Origin of the sequence: Rhizobium sp. 32-5/1 (assembly GCF_029537235.1) — a bacterium.
In the GTDB taxonomy this organism is placed as follows: Bacteria; Pseudomonadota; Alphaproteobacteria; order Rhizobiales; family Rhizobiaceae; genus Pararhizobium.
The window spans coordinates 1,139,515-1,155,034 of record NZ_CP120638.1; the positions used below are offsets into that span (position 1 = coordinate 1,139,515).

The 15,520-nt window shown below is 60.7% G+C and carries 11 protein-coding genes and 4 pseudogenes; 5 read left to right on the forward strand and 10 right to left on the reverse strand.

Annotated elements, in window-relative coordinates:
• Positions 1 to 157 precede the first annotated feature (157 nt).
• The 3 genes and pseudogenes from P6U16_RS05975 to moaB all read left to right on the forward strand — a co-directional run bounded on the left by P6U16_RS05975 (position 158) and on the right by moaB (position 3,464).
• Positions 158 to 2,008 (forward strand): tetratricopeptide repeat protein, encoded by a 1,851-nt coding sequence (locus P6U16_RS05975; RefSeq protein ID WP_277702995.1) that lies wholly within the window; start codon positions 158 to 160, stop codon positions 2,006 to 2,008.
• Positions 2,005 to 2,920 (forward strand): annotated as a pseudogene (locus tag P6U16_RS05980) (4-(cytidine 5'-diphospho)-2-C-methyl-D-erythritol kinase). The gene P6U16_RS05975 and the pseudogene P6U16_RS05980 overlap by 4 nt, the downstream one beginning before the upstream one ends.
• 1 nt (position 2,921) lies before the next feature.
• A complete protein-coding gene (gene moaB / locus P6U16_RS05985; protein ID WP_277702996.1) occupies positions 2,922 to 3,464 on the forward strand; it encodes a molybdenum cofactor biosynthesis protein B in 543 nt (180 codons plus the stop codon).
• A 4-nt stretch (positions 3,465 to 3,468) separates the two neighbouring features.
• Here the strand turns inward: moaB and P6U16_RS05990 are convergent, their stop codons facing one another.
• Positions 3,469 to 4,005, reverse strand: coding sequence for a glycosyl transferase (locus P6U16_RS05990; RefSeq protein ID WP_277702997.1), 537 nt, complete (start codon positions 4,003 to 4,005; stop codon positions 3,469 to 3,471).
• Between the two features lie 238 nt (positions 4,006 to 4,243).
• Between P6U16_RS05990 and P6U16_RS05995 the strand changes: the two genes are divergently transcribed.
• Together P6U16_RS05995 and P6U16_RS06000 are read left to right on the forward strand one after the other, a co-directional pair.
• A complete protein-coding gene (locus P6U16_RS05995) occupies positions 4,244 to 5,401 on the forward strand; it encodes a PA0069 family radical SAM protein (RefSeq protein ID WP_277702998.1) in 1,158 nt (385 codons plus the stop codon).
• Positions 5,402 to 5,535: 134 nt separating this feature from the next.
• Positions 5,536 to 6,185: pseudogene (locus tag P6U16_RS06000) on the forward strand (ribonuclease HII).
• Between the two features lie 81 nt (positions 6,186 to 6,266).
• Here the strand turns inward: P6U16_RS06000 and P6U16_RS06005 are convergent.
• From P6U16_RS06005 to apbC, 9 genes and pseudogenes are all read right to left on the reverse strand, one after another.
• Positions 6,267 to 6,752, reverse strand: a complete 486-nt coding sequence (locus P6U16_RS06005) for a F0F1 ATP synthase subunit B (protein ID WP_277703763.1) — start codon at positions 6,750 to 6,752, stop codon at positions 6,267 to 6,269.
• 17 nt (positions 6,753 to 6,769) lie between these two features.
• Complete coding sequence (locus P6U16_RS06010) at positions 6,770 to 7,378, reverse strand: F0F1 ATP synthase subunit B (RefSeq protein WP_277702999.1); 609 nt, start codon at positions 7,376 to 7,378, stop codon at positions 6,770 to 6,772.
• Positions 7,379 to 7,463: 85 nt separating this feature from the next.
• Positions 7,464 to 7,691, reverse strand: a complete 228-nt coding sequence (locus P6U16_RS06015) for a F0F1 ATP synthase subunit C (protein ID WP_056332699.1) — start codon at positions 7,689 to 7,691, stop codon at positions 7,464 to 7,466.
• A gap of 87 nt (positions 7,692 to 7,778) precedes the next feature.
• Complete coding sequence (locus tag P6U16_RS06020; protein WP_277703000.1) at positions 7,779 to 8,540, reverse strand: F0F1 ATP synthase subunit A; 762 nt, start codon at positions 8,538 to 8,540, stop codon at positions 7,779 to 7,781.
• Positions 8,541 to 8,603: 63 nt separating this feature from the next.
• Positions 8,604 to 8,966: an AtpZ/AtpI family protein gene (locus P6U16_RS06025; RefSeq protein WP_277703764.1), complete on the reverse strand. Its 363-nt coding sequence runs from the start codon at positions 8,964 to 8,966 to the stop codon at positions 8,604 to 8,606.
• A 300-nt stretch (positions 8,967 to 9,266) separates the two neighbouring features.
• On the reverse strand, positions 9,267 to 10,403 hold the full coding sequence (locus P6U16_RS06030; RefSeq protein ID WP_277703765.1) for a cell wall hydrolase: 1,137 nt from the start codon (positions 10,401 to 10,403) through the stop codon (positions 9,267 to 9,269).
• Between the two features lie 281 nt (positions 10,404 to 10,684).
• Entirely contained in the window at positions 10,685 to 12,589 is a 1,905-nt protein-coding gene (locus P6U16_RS06035) for a potassium transporter Kup (protein WP_277703766.1), read from the reverse strand.
• A gap of 87 nt (positions 12,590 to 12,676) precedes the next feature.
• Positions 12,677 to 13,636: pseudogene (locus P6U16_RS06040) on the reverse strand (magnesium transporter CorA family protein); the annotation flags it as partial.
• A gap of 297 nt (positions 13,637 to 13,933) precedes the next feature.
• Positions 13,934 to 15,150 (reverse strand): annotated as a pseudogene (apbC, locus tag P6U16_RS06045) (iron-sulfur cluster carrier protein ApbC).
• Positions 15,151 to 15,520: the final 370 nt, after the last annotated feature.

A 15,520-nucleotide genomic window follows, 5' to 3' on the forward strand; every position in this document is an offset into this window, starting at 1 on the left:
ACGCTGTCGCGAGCAGACGGGTTCGCACGAGGATTTTCTTGCCGCATTGCGCCAAAAAGCCATTCTGTTCGCCAACACTCACGTCCTGTGATTTGGACTGATTCCGGTTGGAACCGGCAGCGGCGCGGCGGCGTCCGTCTGCAACGAAAGGCTTGTTATGCGGCAAAAACACATTCTTCGCCTCCTCTGCGGCGTGGCTCTTCTCGTTGCGGCCTCTCTTTCGGCCGTGCCGCAGAGCTTTGCCGAAGACAAGCCGGCAGTCGAGGAAGCCAAGCCCTTCGATCCCAATTCGGTCAGCAGCTTCTCCGGCGCCTTTCTTGCCGCCCGTACGGCTGATGTGGACAAGGACCTCGACAACGCGACGAAGCTCTACAGGATTGCGCTCGATTTCGAACCGGACAATGTCGACGTCAAGCAGCGGCTGATGATTACCATGCTGATGAACGGCGACCTCGACGGCGGCGTGAAGCTGGCCGAAGAGCTCAAATCCGATTCATCCGTCGAACGGATCACGACGATTGCCCGCGCCGTCGAAGCGATCCGCAAGGGGCAGTATCGTTCAGCGCAGAAAATCCTGAACTACGACGGTCCCAACGATCTCGACCGCCTGATGAACAGCCTCCTGCTCAGTTGGGCGAAGGCCGGCGAAGGCAACCCGAAGGATGCCATTGCCTCCATTGATGCGATGGAAGGGCCGGAATGGTTCGGTATCTTCAAGAACTATCACGCCGGGGCAATCGCGATTGCAGCCGGCGACAAGGCAACGGCCCGCAAGCACCTCAATGATGCTGTGCTCGACCGCAACGGTGGTTCGGCGGCACCCGATACGTTCATGCGCTCCGTCATGGCGCTTGCGCGTCTTGAGGCTCGCGACGGCAACAAGCAGAAGGCGCTCGATACGATTGCTGCCGGCGAAACGCTCATCAGCAGCTACACCCCGCTGGAAGCCCTGCGCAAAAGCATCGAAGACGGCAAGCCGCAGGAGCAGCAGGTCCGCAATGCAACGCAGGGTGCCGCAGCCGTTCTGTTTTCGATCGGCGCCGCGCTCAATCGTGATGGGGCCGAGGATATCGTTTCGCTCTATCTGCAATCGGCGCGGGCGCTCGATCCCGACAGCGCTGACATCCTCGTCATGCTCGGCGGCATTGCCGAAAACCTGAAAAAGACCGATCGGGCGATCGAGCTCTACAAGAGCGTCCCAGAAAACTCGCCCATGCGCCGTCTGTCGGAGCTGCAACTGGGCCTGAGCCTTGCTTCCGTTGGCAGGGTCGATGAAGCCAAGAAGCACCTCAAGGGACTGATCGCTCTCGACCCCAAGGATATCCGCAGCTACCTCGCCTATGGCAGCGTGCTTTCGGATGCCAAGGACTACAAAGAAATGGCCGTGGTCTACGATCAAGCCGTTGATGCGATCGGTGCGGTACCGAAACGGGGTGACTGGACGATCTTCTTCCAGCGCGGCATCGCCTATGAACGCCTGAAGATCTGGGACAAGGCGGAACCCAGCTTCCGCAAGGCGCTGGAGCTCAACCCCGACCAGCCGCAAGTGCTGAATTATCTCGGCTATTCCTGGGTCGACATGAGCATCAATCTGGAGGAAGGCCTCGGCATGATCCGCAAGGCAGTGGATCTGAAGCCTGACGACGGGTATATCGTCGATTCGCTCGGCTGGGCCTATTTCCGCTTGAACCGTTTCGATGACGCCGTGACCGAACTGGAGCGTGCCGCCGAACTGATGGCGGGTGACGCGACGATCAACGATCATCTGGGCGACGCCTATTGGCGCGTCGGGCGCAAGCTGGAAGCCGTCTTCCAGTGGAACCAGGCGCTGGAACTGAAGCCGGAAGAGGCGGATATCCCGAAGATCAAGGCGAAGATCGAGAGCGGCCTGCCGCCCGTCGAGGAAAAAGTTCCGGCTGCGGCGGATGCCACCAAGGAGACGAAGCCGAAAAAGTCGGGCCGGAAACGGCCGTTCCAGGCAAGAAATCCTGATCGCCATCCGCCATGACAGCAGATCCTGGACTGGACGGCTTTGCGCTGACGCGCATGGCGCCCGCAAAGATTAATCTGGCGCTGCATGTCGTCGGGCAGAGGCCTGACGGGCATCATTTGCTGGAAAGTCTCGTGACCTTTGCCGATGCGGGAGATCGCATCGGCATTTCACCGGCGAGCGAAGATCGTTTCACCGTCTCCGGACCGTCTGCCGAGGACATGCCGCTTTCCGGAGACAATCTGGTGCTGCAGGCACGCGATCTTTGCGCGCGCATCAACTGGCTTCAGGCCTCGACGCACCGCCCGTGCATATTCATCTGGAAAAAACCTGCCGGTCGCCTCCGGCATCGGCGGCGGATCGGCGGATGCCGCGGCCACACTTCTTGGCCTCGTAGACATCTGGGACGCATCACCTGAGCCGGGCGAGCGACTGTCGATCGCGCTGAAACTCGGCGCCGACGTTCCCATGTGTCTTGCCGGCAAGCCGCTGATCGCGCGCGGCATCGGCGAAAACCTGGAGATGATCGATGGGTTTCCCGCCATGCCCCTACTGCTGGTCAATCCGCGTATGGCGGTATCGACGCCGGTCATCTTCCGAACGCTTGCCAACAAAATCAACCCGCACCTGCCCTCGATGAGCCACACAGATACGGCGGCGGACTGGATTGCGGCAATGCTGACCATGCGCAACGATCTGGAGCCGCCGGCGCGCAGCATCGAGCCGAGCATTGCAGCCGTTTCCGATGCGCTGTCCGGAACAGGGGCTGGTCTCGTGCGCATGTCGGGTTCCGGGGCCACCTGCTTTGGCATCTATGCGGAAGACGGGGAGCGGGATGCGGCAGCCGCTTTCCTTTCACAGCGCCATCCGAACTGGTACCTTCTGCCTTGCCACAGCGTAGCGAGCGCCCCGATCAAGGGGCAAGGATGAGATGATGGAAACGACCCACGAGAGAACCTTCATACCCGTCGGCATTGCTGTTCTCACCGTTTCGGATACGAGGACGAGCGCCGACGACAAATCCGGTGACACGCTCGTAGCACGCATCAGCGACGCCGGGCACCGCCTGGAAGCACGGGCGATTGTCCCTGATGACAAGGCAGCCATTTTCGCGCAGGTCAGGACCTGGACCCTCGACCCGACAATCGACGTGGTGATCACCACCGGGGGCACCGGCTTCACCGGCCGCGACGTGACACCGGAGGCCCTGGAGCCATTGTTCGAAAAGCGCATGGACGGTTTTTCCGAGGTCTTCCACCGGATTTCCTACGACAAGATCGGCACCTCGACCATCCAGTCGCGCGCGACCGGCGGCGTTGCCAACGCTACCTTCATCTTCGTGCTTCCGGGTTCTCCGGGCGCCTGCCGGGACGCATGGGACAGCATTTTGAAACAGCAGCTCGATTACCGCCACAAGCCCTGCAATTTCGTGGAGATCATGCCCCGTCTCGCCGAGCACCTGAAACGCGGCTGACGGTTCAGATGTCTTCCGGGCGCGGACGGTTGCCGACGGCGACCCAGGCAGGGATGATCTCCGTCGAAAGCTTGCGCACGGAATGTCCCTTGGCGAAATCGGCGAGCAGCATTCCGGTCTTGGCTGACGCAATCGCCTGCCGCTTCGACAGGAGAAAACCGTTTTCGAGCGCCGCCGGCCGACGACCGATGCGCTTGAAGAAGGGCTTGCGATGCAGCCGCGACGGCGAAAACCGCGTTGGCGCCTTGTTCAGCCCGATATATTCCGCGACATCGTCGATCCAGCGACCGGACGGGCGGGCGCCCGCCTCAAGCAGCATCAGCCATTCGCCCCGCGCTGATCGAACGACGTCCTTGATGTCCCAACTGACGAGAAACCTGCAGCCGGCCGCATCCGCGACCCGCGAGCAGCCATCGCGCGAGCCGTGATCGAGAATGATGACATCGCTGACGAGCCCTTCGACAGCGCCGGACACCAGCGCTGACAGCGTCTGCGCCAGTTCTGCCTCATGGTCGTGGGTTTCCAGGATGATCGTCAACATGCCCGTCCTTACCGCATTGCCCACGCAATTGCCACAATCTGTTCGTTTGGGGACATTCGCTCTTCACTCATGATGAATCCGCACCTGACGAACCCCATCGTGACAATTGCCATGCGCCCAAAATTCCCGAAAAATCGCGCCACGCCGTCTTTTGTTCTTGCATTGTTCTCTTTTTCACGATAGGAAAATAATCAGAAAACAACGGATCCGGACAGACCGGGCCCCGCGGAGACATCCAATGAACGAGCTGGCTCATATCCGGCGGGACGCTTTTGCGCCCGTCCATACGGCAGACGTGGCAGACGCGATCATGACCGGATCAGGTCTGCGCATCGAGATCGACCGCCGGCGCGGACGCGGGGCGGCGCTCAACACATCAGGGCGTTTCGAACCCATTTCCCGTGAACTGGTCGATGATGGCTGGGAGACGCTTGAAGATCTGCCCCCGTTTCGCACCGAGGTCCAAATCGAGAAGCCACGCAGCGTCATCAGCCGAAATGATTCGCCTGACATCCCGTTCGATCGTTCGATCAACCCTTATCGCGGCTGCGAGCATGGCTGCATCTACTGCTTCGCACGGCCGACGCATGCCTATATGGGCCTCTCTCCGGGGCTGGATTTCGAAGCGAAGCTGTTTGCCAAGCCGGATGCAGCCAAGCTGCTGGAGCGCGAGCTGGCGAAGCCCGGCTACAAGGTGCGGCCGATTGCGATCGGTACCAATACCGACCCTTACCAGCCGGTCGAAAAGGAATGGCGGATCATGCGTCAGATCCTCGAGGTGCTCGCCAAGGCCGACCATCCGGTGATGATCGTGACAAAGTCTGCCATGGTGATGCGCGACATCGATATCCTGGCGCCGATGGCAGCAAAAGGGCTGGCGAAGGTCGGTATTTCGGTGACGACGCTTGATCGCAAGCTGGCGCGTTCGATGGAGCCCCGGGCCTCGACGCCGAGCAAACGTCTGGAGGCAGTGCGTGCCCTGTCGGATGCCGGGATCCCGACCTCGGTGCTGATGGCGCCGATCATTCCGGCGCTCAACGACCACGAGATCGAACGCGTGCTCGATTCGGCCAAGGCAGCCGGTGCGTCCGAGGCGAGCTATGTGCTCCTGCGCCTGCCGCTGGAGGTCAGCCCGCTGTTTCGCGATTGGCTATTGCGCAGCTATCCGGGCCGCTACCAGCACGTCATGTCGTTGGTCCGCTCGATGCGCGGCGGTAAGGATTACGACGCCGAGTTCGGCAAGCGGATGAAGGGAGCCGGACCCTATGCCTGGCAGATCGGCCGACGCTTCGAGCTCGCGGCCAAGCGGCTCGGGCTCAACCTTGCCCGCCGGCAGCTGAATTCCGATCTCTTCGTTCCGCCGCTTGGAACCGGAGTGCAGTTGTCGCTGCTCTGACGAGCACTTTACCGGCGGTCAGCGCCGGTCTTGAATTCCGCCTCGGTTCCGCCCCGAGCCTTGGCGGCTTCCTCCGGCTGTCGCCTCATGCCGGAGGACTTGCAGGAATCGGGCTTGTGTGCGAGTTTCGCCGCATGTCACGACGCATACCGCCCGATTCCCTTTTCTTTTCGAAACGCTCGTCGCTCCGGATTTCAGCCTGGAGATGGCGGCCCGCCGCGAAGGCTTCTGGCCGGTTGCTGGAACCGATGAAGCCGGCCGCGGACCCTTGGCGGGGCCGGTAGTGGCGGCGGCTGTCATTCTCGATCCCGACTGTATTCCGGATGGCCTGAACGACAGTAAGCAACTAACCGCTGCCCAGAGAGAAAGCCTGTTCGAACAGATCATGGTGACCGCAACCGTTTCCATCGCCTCCACGGGTGCGGCCACGATCGATGCGACGGATATCCGCAAGGCGAGCCTCGATGCCATGCGGCGGGCCGTGTATGGATTGACGATACGGCCGCAAATGGTTCTGGCTGACGGCCGCGATATTCCGCCGGGACTGATCTGCGCCGGCAAGGCCGTCATCAAGGGCGATGCACGCTCGGTCTCGATCGCCGCCGCCTCGATCATCGCCAAGGTCACCCGCGACCGGATGATGGCGCGCGCCCATCTACCCTTCCCTGCCTATGGGTTTGGGTTTCACGCAGGCTATGCAACGGCAAAACACCGCGCAGCCATCGACGTCCATGGCCCCTGCCCGCTGCACCGCATGAGCTTCCGGCCGCTGCGGAAGGAGTGATCGCCCGCCCAACCAAGCGCGCGCCAATCCATAAAAAAGCCGGCAAAAGCCGGCCTCTTTCAAATCTATGTGCCGAACAGCTTAGTTCAGGCGCGCCTTGACGTCGCTGATTGCCTGGCTGAACAGCTTTCCCTGCACGGCGGCATCCGACTTGGCGGCAATGACGCTTTCGGCGGCAGCAACGGCCAGATCAACGGCGGCTGAACGAACGGCGGTGATTGCGTCGGATTCGGCCTGGGCGATCTTCTGCTCGGACAACGCCGTGCGGCGGGCGACGAATTCCTCGGTCTTCAGCTTGGCTTCCGCGGTCAGCATTTCCGCTTCGCGCTCCGCAGCCGCAACGATCTGGGCGGCTTCCGTTTCGGCATCCTTGCGTTTGCGCTGGTACTCGACCAGCAGAGCCTGGGCTTCTTCGCGCAGGCGCTTGGCCTCGTCCAGTTCATTGGTGATCTTGTTGGCGCGTTCGTCGAGCGCCTTGGCCAGCATAGCCGGAACCTTGAGGTAGGCCGCAAGCGCCAGGAACAGGACCAGGCCGACTGTGGCCCAGAATGTGGCCAGTGATGTCAAATCCATGATGCGCTCCCTTACTTGGCCGATGCCTTGACCGCAGTAGCGATCTCGGCCTTGGAAACCTTGCCACCGATCAACAGTTCGACGACGGCGCCGGCTGTTTCTTCAGCGATCGAACCGACATCGGCCAATGCCTTGGTCTTGATGTCGGCAATGCGGACTTCAGCCGCGGAAATCTTGTCGTTGAGGCTTGCCTCGATCGCGGCGCGCTCGGCGGCGGCCTTCACCTTGGCAGCTTCGCGGGCACTGGAGGCAATTGCGTTGCCCTTGACCTTGGCAGCGGCCAGTTCCTGCTCGTAAGCAGCGACGGCAGCATCGGCCTCCGCCTTGGAGCGCGACGCTTCGTCCAGATCCTGGGCAATCTTGTCGTGGCGGGTCTCGAGAATGCCGCTGATCCGCGGCATGATAACCTTGGCCATCAGAATGTAGAACAGACCAAAGGTAATCGCCAGCCAGAGAAGCTGCGATGCGAATGTAGACGAATCGAAGGGCGGGAACACGCCAGAGCCATGTCCGCCTTCGTGGGCTACACCGGTCTCGGTGTGAACCTCGCCGGCAGCGGCGTCGTGGGTCTCTGCGCCCTCAGTGGTGGTCGACTGGGCGTAGGCCGCGGTCACAAACATGCTCACCCTCCAGGTGCATTCAGAAGTAGACTGGCAGAAAGAAGAGGGCCGCGGCTGATGCCGCGACCCAACCTTCAAGCCGGTATTAGACGGCGAAAAGGAGAAGAAGAGCGACGAGCAGCGAGAAGATGCCCAGAGCTTCCGTAACGGCGAAGCCGAATACGAGGCGGCCGAACTGGCTGTCGGCTGCCGAAGGGTTGCGCAGCGCGCCCGAGAGGTAGCTGCCGAAGATGTTGCCGAGGCCGAGAGCCGTGCCGGCCATGCCGAGGCAGGCGAGGCCTGCGCCGATGTACTTTGCTGCTTCCGCTTCCATGATAATCTCCTTGAAATGGTTGTTGCGGCTAACTTTAGCGCTTCCAGCGACCCATCAGGACCTGAGGAAGCGCCACGACTTTATTCCTTAGTGGCCACCCGGATGCACTGCGTCGTTGAGGTACATGCAAGTCAGCACCGCAAAGACATAGGCCTGAAGGAAGGCGACGAGGAATTCGAGGCCCGTGAGGGCAACGGTCATGATGAGCGGCAGGACCGCCCCGCCAATGCCCAGCGCGCCGAGGGTTCCGAGCGAGGCAACGAAGCCTGCGAACACTTTCAGCGTGATGTGGCCAGCCAGCATGTTCGCGAACAGGCGAACCGACAGGCTGATTGGACGGGAAAGGAAGGAGATGATTTCAATGGAAACCACCAGTGGCAAGAGAATGCCGGGTACGCCAGAAGGCACGAACACATTGAGGAAGCCAAGGCCGTGCTTGTAAAAACCGTAGAACAACACCGTGCCGATCACGAACAGCGCAAGCGCAAATGTGACGATGATCTGGCTGGTGATTGTGAAAAAGTAGGGAACCATGCCGAGCATGTTGGCCGTCAGGATGAACATGAACAGCGAGAACACCATCGGGAAGAATTTCATGCCATGCGAGCCGGCGCCTTCGCGCAGCATCGAGGCAATGAATTCATAGGAAATTTCGGAGACGGACTGCATGCGGCCTGGAACCAGGCTGCGCTTCGACGTCGTGAAATAGAGGAAACCGGCTGCAACGGCGAGCGTTGCCACCATGAACAGCGATGCGTTGGTGAACGAGAAATCAATCCCGCCGATATGGATCGGAACGATCGTGTTGACCACAAACTGGTGTACCGGATCTACCTTATCGCCTGCCACAGCCGCTCTCTCTCGTTCTGGACCACCTGACGGCGGCCATCTTCACTTTTTACGACACAGCCCTCAGGCGTCGTCGCGATCATTTTTGCTCTTGCCGACACGATCGGCGGGATGGGGCGCCGCCACCATGCCCGCTGCCCGCATCACGTTCAGCACGCCGGCACAAAAACCAAGAAGAAGGAGAATGATCATTCCCCACGGCCCTGTACCCGCAAAATGGTCCAAAAGATAGCCCAGAAGTGCGCCGACGATGACCGCCGCGATGAATTCGCTCGAGAGCTTCACGGCCACCGCATAGCCCTTGCGGTTTTCGATCGCCCGGTTCTCGTCGGCTGCTTCGCGCGTATCCGTTGCGCGCCGCGCCGCAAGCTCCGTATCGAGGCGCTTTCGTCGTTCTTCCAGACTTTCTCGGCCGTTATCCGTCATGTGGCGCCTCCCTTTTGCCTGTCCGAAGCGGCGCAAAGCCGACAGCCGGTCACACAAACGGCCAGATCGCCAGCCACTTTCGGCCCGTTTGAAGTCGGCCGCAACATAGTTTTCAAGGCCTGCATAGTCAAGCGCGGGAACGCGCTTGTTACGGCACTATATTCTCGATAAAAATCAATGATTTACAAATTTTCCGGTGCAGATTTTCGGAATCGGCGGGAATCAATGCCCCTCTGTCGCCGCGACATACGCAAAGCCCCGCTGTTTGGGCGGGGACTTTGTTGTCATGCATTCCTGAGGCTAGCTCCAGCCGCCGCCATAGGTGCGATAGAAGATGTGCTTGCCGATCTTCGTCAGCCGTTTCATCGTCGGGCCCCAGTCCGGGCGCACATAGGTGGCGTGGTAGTGTGTGGCAGAGCCGACCTCCGGAAACCAGATCTTGCCGGCCGTCACCGCTTGCGCGACTTCCTTGGCCGTCTGCCAGCTTGCGCGCGACCATATGATGTCGGGGATGCGGTCGCAGGCGAAGGAAAACTGACAGCGATTGTACCAGCCCTTGTTCTGATAGACGACGCCACAGATTGTGTTCGGATAGGTCGGATTGCGAACGCGGTTGAGGATGACCTGCGCGACCGCCGCCTGCCCCTTCACCGATTCGCCACGCGATTCGAAATAGATGCCGTCAGCCAGGCATTTCTGCTCGGCAGCGCTGAATACATCAATCGGCAGCGGCGTCGCTGCCCAGGCATGATCCTCGGGCGCGATCTGCGGGATGAATCGGCCGCTCGCCGTATCCTTGTTGAGGATCGAATCGAAAGGCGATTCGCGGGAATAGTCGGGCTGGGCGGGTGCATAGGCAGTCGCGAGAATATCGGCTGACCGGTTTGTGACCAAGCTAGCCAGCATCGGCGAAACGCCTGAATCTTCAATGACCGGCTTCTTCTTGTAGAATGCGGTCGCGATCGAGATTTCCTTGCCCTTGATCTTCGGCTTGCCGAAGACCATGCGCTCCTCATTGTCGAAGAGCGGGCGCGTCAGCGAACTCGTGCGCTGCAAGATGGAGCCTGCGGAAAAATCCTTGGGCGGGGTGACCGGAGCGACCGCGACGATGCGGCCCTTCTTCAGCTTGCGGGTGACGCGGTCCTCGTCCGGCAGCGGATCGGACTGTTTGTTGGCAGCACTGAGCGAGACCTTGCCTCCGCCGGGCAGATCGAGCCCCGCGCCGTCGCCGATCGCGCCGGTGGTGATCGGATCGTTGAAGACCATCTCGACATCGTGCAGCGATCCGGCCGGCGACCGGGTCATGTACATCCGCCAGCGTTCGCCGCCGCGATTGACGCCCGAGATGAAGGTTGCCAGATCGGCATGGGCCGAAACGGTGGGGAAGCCGGTGAAGAGACCGATACCAAGGAGCAAAGGCGCTGCCCATTTGCCCAGCGAAAACGGCCGCCTGGGCGAAAACCGGACTTTCCGGCCGAACTGTTTACTCTGACGCACCACAATACCCCACGCACTCACAAGACGCAGTTGTCCGCCCGGCAGCCAGGGCCGGCACGCACGTTCCACGCAGATGTAAACAACAGAAGCCTGGTCGCGCTGCTTGGCCGACGGCGCTTCAATCGAAGCCCGACAATGAAGCATTAACCTTGATGCTTGGTTAACGGTCCTCGGGGAAATGGGGAACTGCAACCAGCGGCTCCGTCCCTTTTAGCCGGCCGTCAAATGATAACGTGCGATCCCAATTCGACGACACGGTTGGTTGGCAGGCGGAAGTAATCCGAGGGATCGATCGCAGCGTTTGCGAGCGCGATGAACAGCCGGTCCTGCCAGTAGGGCATGCCGGACTGCGCATCCGGCACCAGCTTGCGCCGTCCGAGATAGAAGGAGGTCGACATGATGTCGAACTTCAGGCCGGTTTTGCGGAACAATCCCAGCGCCTGCGAGACATTCTGCGTCTCCATATAGCCGAAATTCATCTCGAGCAGACTGAACCGCTCGGAGATCACGCGGGCGCTGACACGCTCTTCCTTCGGCACGACAGGCGTGTTGGCGGTGCGGATCGTCAGGATGAAGTTCTGCGCATGCAGGACATGATTGTGCTTGATGTTGTGCAGGAGGGCTGCCGGCGTCGATTCCGGATCGCTGGTCAGGAAGATCGCCGTTCCCGGCACCTCCACGGGCGCATGCGCGCTCTTGCGCTCGATCGATTTCACGAAAGACGGCAGCGGAATGTCGGTATGCCTGGTCTTATCGTGCAGGATTTTCGTTCCGCGCCGCCACGTCCACATGATGACGACGATGGTCACCGCAATCAGCACCGGCACATAACCGCCGTCATGGATCTTGAGGAGGTTGGCGCCAAGGAACACCATTTCCAGCAAAAGCAGCGGGAGAAGAAGACCGACTGCCGCATAAAGCGGCCATTTCCAGCGTCCACGGACGAATTCGAAGGCGAGCAGCGTATCAACCACCATCGCACCGGTGACGGAAATGCCATAAGCGGTGGCCAGCGATTCAGACGAGCCGAAGACGAAGACCAGGACCATGACGCCAAACATCAAAAGGATGTTGACATTGGGCAGGTAAATCTGGCCGGTCTGGGTCTCCGACGTGTGGAAGATCGCCATACGCGGCAGGAAGCCGAGATGGATCGCCTGGCGGGTGAGCGAGAATGCCCCGGTGATGACCGCCTGGCTCGCGATGATGGTCGCGGCCGTCGCGAGGATAACGACGGGCAAAAGCGCCCATTCCGGGAACATCAGGTAGAAGGGATCTGACATGGCCTCCGGATGTTTCAGAACCATGGCTCCCTGCCCGAGATAGTTGAGCGCGAGCGACGGGAAGACGAGGCAGATCCATGCCCACTGGATCGGCTTGCGGCCAAAATGCCCGAGATCGGCGTAGAGCGCCTCTGCCCCCGTCACCGTCAGGAAGACTGCGCCCAGCACCACGATGCCGACAAAGCCGGCATGGAAGAGGAAATAGACCGCATACCAGGGATTGAAGGCTGCCAGAATGCCTAGATCATCGGAAATGTGGCTGATGCCGGCAATGCCGAGCACGAGAAACCAGATGGCGGTTATGGGGCCGAAGAATTTGGAGACAGCCGCCGTGCCGCGCGACTGCACGGCAAACAGCGCAAGCAGGATCACCACGGAAATCGGCACAACATAGTCGCTCAGCGCCGGCGTCACCAGTTTCAAGCCCTCGACCGCAGAAAGCACCGACAGGGCCGGCGCGATCATCGCATCGCCGATGAACAGGGCGGCACCGGCAATGCCCATGAAGAACAGGCGGTTGGCGTGGCCATTAGCGAATTTCATCAACAGCGCCAAAAGGGACAGCGTGCCACCCTCGCCATTGTTGTCGGCGCGCAACAGGAACAGCACGTATTTCAGCGTGACGATGATCGTCAGCGTCCAGATCATCAGGGAAATCAGCCCGATGATTTCGAAGCGCGAGACACCGTCGGCCGCAACAGGACGCAAGGCTTCCCGGAAGGCGTAAAGCGGGCTGGTTCCGATATCGCCATAGACCACGCCGACGGAGCCGAGCGCGAGCCCGAGAAATTTGGTCAGTTCCTTCTTGCGGGAACCGTCCGTCTTTTCGACCGAATGGGACATCTGCTTACAGCCAGCCTTTCCAGCGGAAAAGAAGAAGGGAACGATACCGGCAACGATCATGGCGAGGATCGCCATCGGGTAGCCATAGGTCCATTCCAGCTCAGGCATGATTCGAAAATTCATACCGTACATCGACGCGACCAGCGTCGGCGGCAGAAAGACGACGGCCGCGATTGAGAATATCTTGATGATGGCGTTCTGTTCGACACCGATCAGGCCAAGCGACGCATCGAGCAGGAAGGTGATATTTCCCGAAATGAACGAGGCGTGTTCCGACAGGGACTGGATATCGAGCGAAATGGTCCGGCAGAGTTCGCGCACCTCGCGATCCTCCTGCACACGATGAATCGTGTAGAGGAAGGTCATGGCGCGCGACATCGAAGCGAGGCTGTCGCGGACCTTCGCCACGAGGCGGTGGGATGCCGCGATATCCAACAACCGGTCCTCGAGATATTGCGGTGGCCGCCTCTTACCCGGCACCCGTCCCTCGAAGACTTCCAGCGACAGCGCGTCAAGCTTGGCGACGGCGTGTTCCAGCACTTCCGCCGTGCGATCGATGATCGTCTCCATCAGGCGGACGAGAAGCACGGTGCCCGTCGAGCAACCGCCCTCGATGCGGTGCATGGCCGCCTTGAACAGCAGGAAGGATTTCGGAGCACCATAGCGGATGGTGACGAGGCGCTGTCCTGTGAGAACAAAGGCTACATCGGTCAGTTCCGGCCGAGCACTATCGGCGCGATTCAGCAAGGATGCGGTGACGAAGACGGAATCGTTTTCCGTGTAGAGGCGGCTCGAAGGCTCGATGTCCTTCATGTCCTCACGTGTCGGAATGGAAATGCCGAGCAGGCGCTCGACGAGCAGGTCCTCGGCCTTGTCCGGGCTCTCAAGATCAATCCAGACGACTTCCTCAGGCAGAGATGAGGGCGGCTCATGCGTGGTGATGACGACGGATTCGCCGCTTGCGCGATAGGCAGTGATCATTCCGCACCCTTGGTCGACTGGCGACGCGCCGCCATCCCGATTCTGCCGCGCCCGGTCCCATGACATGCGGGCGAAAATGAGAGGACAGGCCAATCCAATGAAAACCGGCCGGACGTCGAAAAAACCGCAGGCTTCAGGTCCCTATGGAGACGTCCGTCAGTCAAGACACTTCCTAAACTCGGTCATTACGCGGGCGCTGGCGAAGCGAAAACGCCACGTCACCCTTCCGCCTTCGCAGATGCGGGACGGCATATGGCGCAACGCAGCGCCAAAATCAATGGCGAAAGTGGTGTCGCGCCACAATCTCGCCCGATGAGTTAACGCCGGACCGGTTGTCGTCGTCAATCGGCAATGGCGAAAAGCCTATTCGAAAACGATGTTGGGCATGCTGCGCGAGGCGTTGCCCTGCGCCGCCGCCACCTGCTCCCAGACCTTGGCTGCGATTTCCCGATAGACCTTTGCCACCGCACCATCAGGATCGGACGCAACGACGGGGGTTCCGGCATCGGATGTCTCGCGGATATTGATGGTCAGCGGCACTTCGCCGAGGAAGGGAACGCCGATGCGCTCGGCCTCCTTGCGCGCGCCGCCATGGCCGAAGATGTCGTAGCGGTTGCCGGTATCGGGCGCGATGAAATAGCTCATATTCTCAACGATGCCGAGAACCGGCACCTCGACCTTGCGGAACATGGCGAGCCCCTTGCGGGCATCGATCAACGCCAGATCCTGCGGCGTCGAGACGATGACGGCGCCGGCAAGCGGCACCTGCTGCGCCATGGTCAATTGCGCATCGCCGGTGCCCGGCGGCATATCGACCACCAGCACGTCAAGATCGCCCCAGGCAACCTCGCGCAGCATCTGCAAGAGCGCCGACTGGATCATCGGCCCGCGCCAGATCATCGCCACTTCCTCATCGACGAGGAAGCCCATGGACATGACCTTCAGACCGTAATTTTCCATCGGCCGGATCATCCGGCCTTCGATCTGCTGCGGACGTCCGGAAATCTTCAGGAGCCGCGGCATGGAGGGGCCGTATATATCCGCATCGAGAATGCCGACCTTGAGGCCATTGGCCTGCAGCGCCAGAGCAAGGTTGACGGATGTGGTGGATTTGCCGACGCCGCCCTTGCCCGAGGCGACGGCGATGATGGCGCCGACGCCGGGAATGCCGGCTTTCTGCCGGGCCGTCGGGGTCGGGCGCGCAGGCGCTGCATGGGAATGACCCGCATGGTCGTGGGCTGCTTGGGAATGGGGGCGTGATCATGGCCGGTATGGGAATGGGTCGCCGGCTGCGCCGGATGCTTGACCGGAGCGGCATTCGCCGAGCCCTTCTTGTCCGCCGTCAGCGCGACCATTGCCCCTTTGACGCCGGGGATCTCCTTGACCACCCGCTCTGCGGCGGCGCGCAACGGATCGAGTTCGCGGGCCCGCTCGGCGGGTACCGTGATGGAGAAATAGACCTTGCCGTCGGAAATGAAGACATCGGACACAAGGCCCATATCGACGATGTTGCCTTCCATGTCCGGCCCGCGCACGCCCTTGAGCTTGTCGAGAACCTGCGCGCTGCTTACTTCCGTCATCACTTCACATCCCTGTCCGCCGGCGCATGTCCGGACCCATCGTCCGCTCGATACATACGCGCATTCTCAGTTGATGCTTAGATAATCGAGGCGAAGGGCTTCGCCAATGCGACATTCGTGAAAAAAGCGGCACGGAAAAGAGAAAGGCTGCTTCCCGTTCGCTGGTGTCCGTTCATCCGGGATCACCTGCGGTGGGAAACAGCCTTTTGGATCGCGACCTTCTTGGGGCGCAGTGTTATTTGGTCCCCTCTGGACCTTGCCTATAACGAAGCAGGAAGCGTGCCAGATTGAGAAATAAAGATATTCCATATTTAAAACAAAAGGATAATCAGAAACGCCTTGAGCGCCGGTCCGGAAACCGACGCTCAAT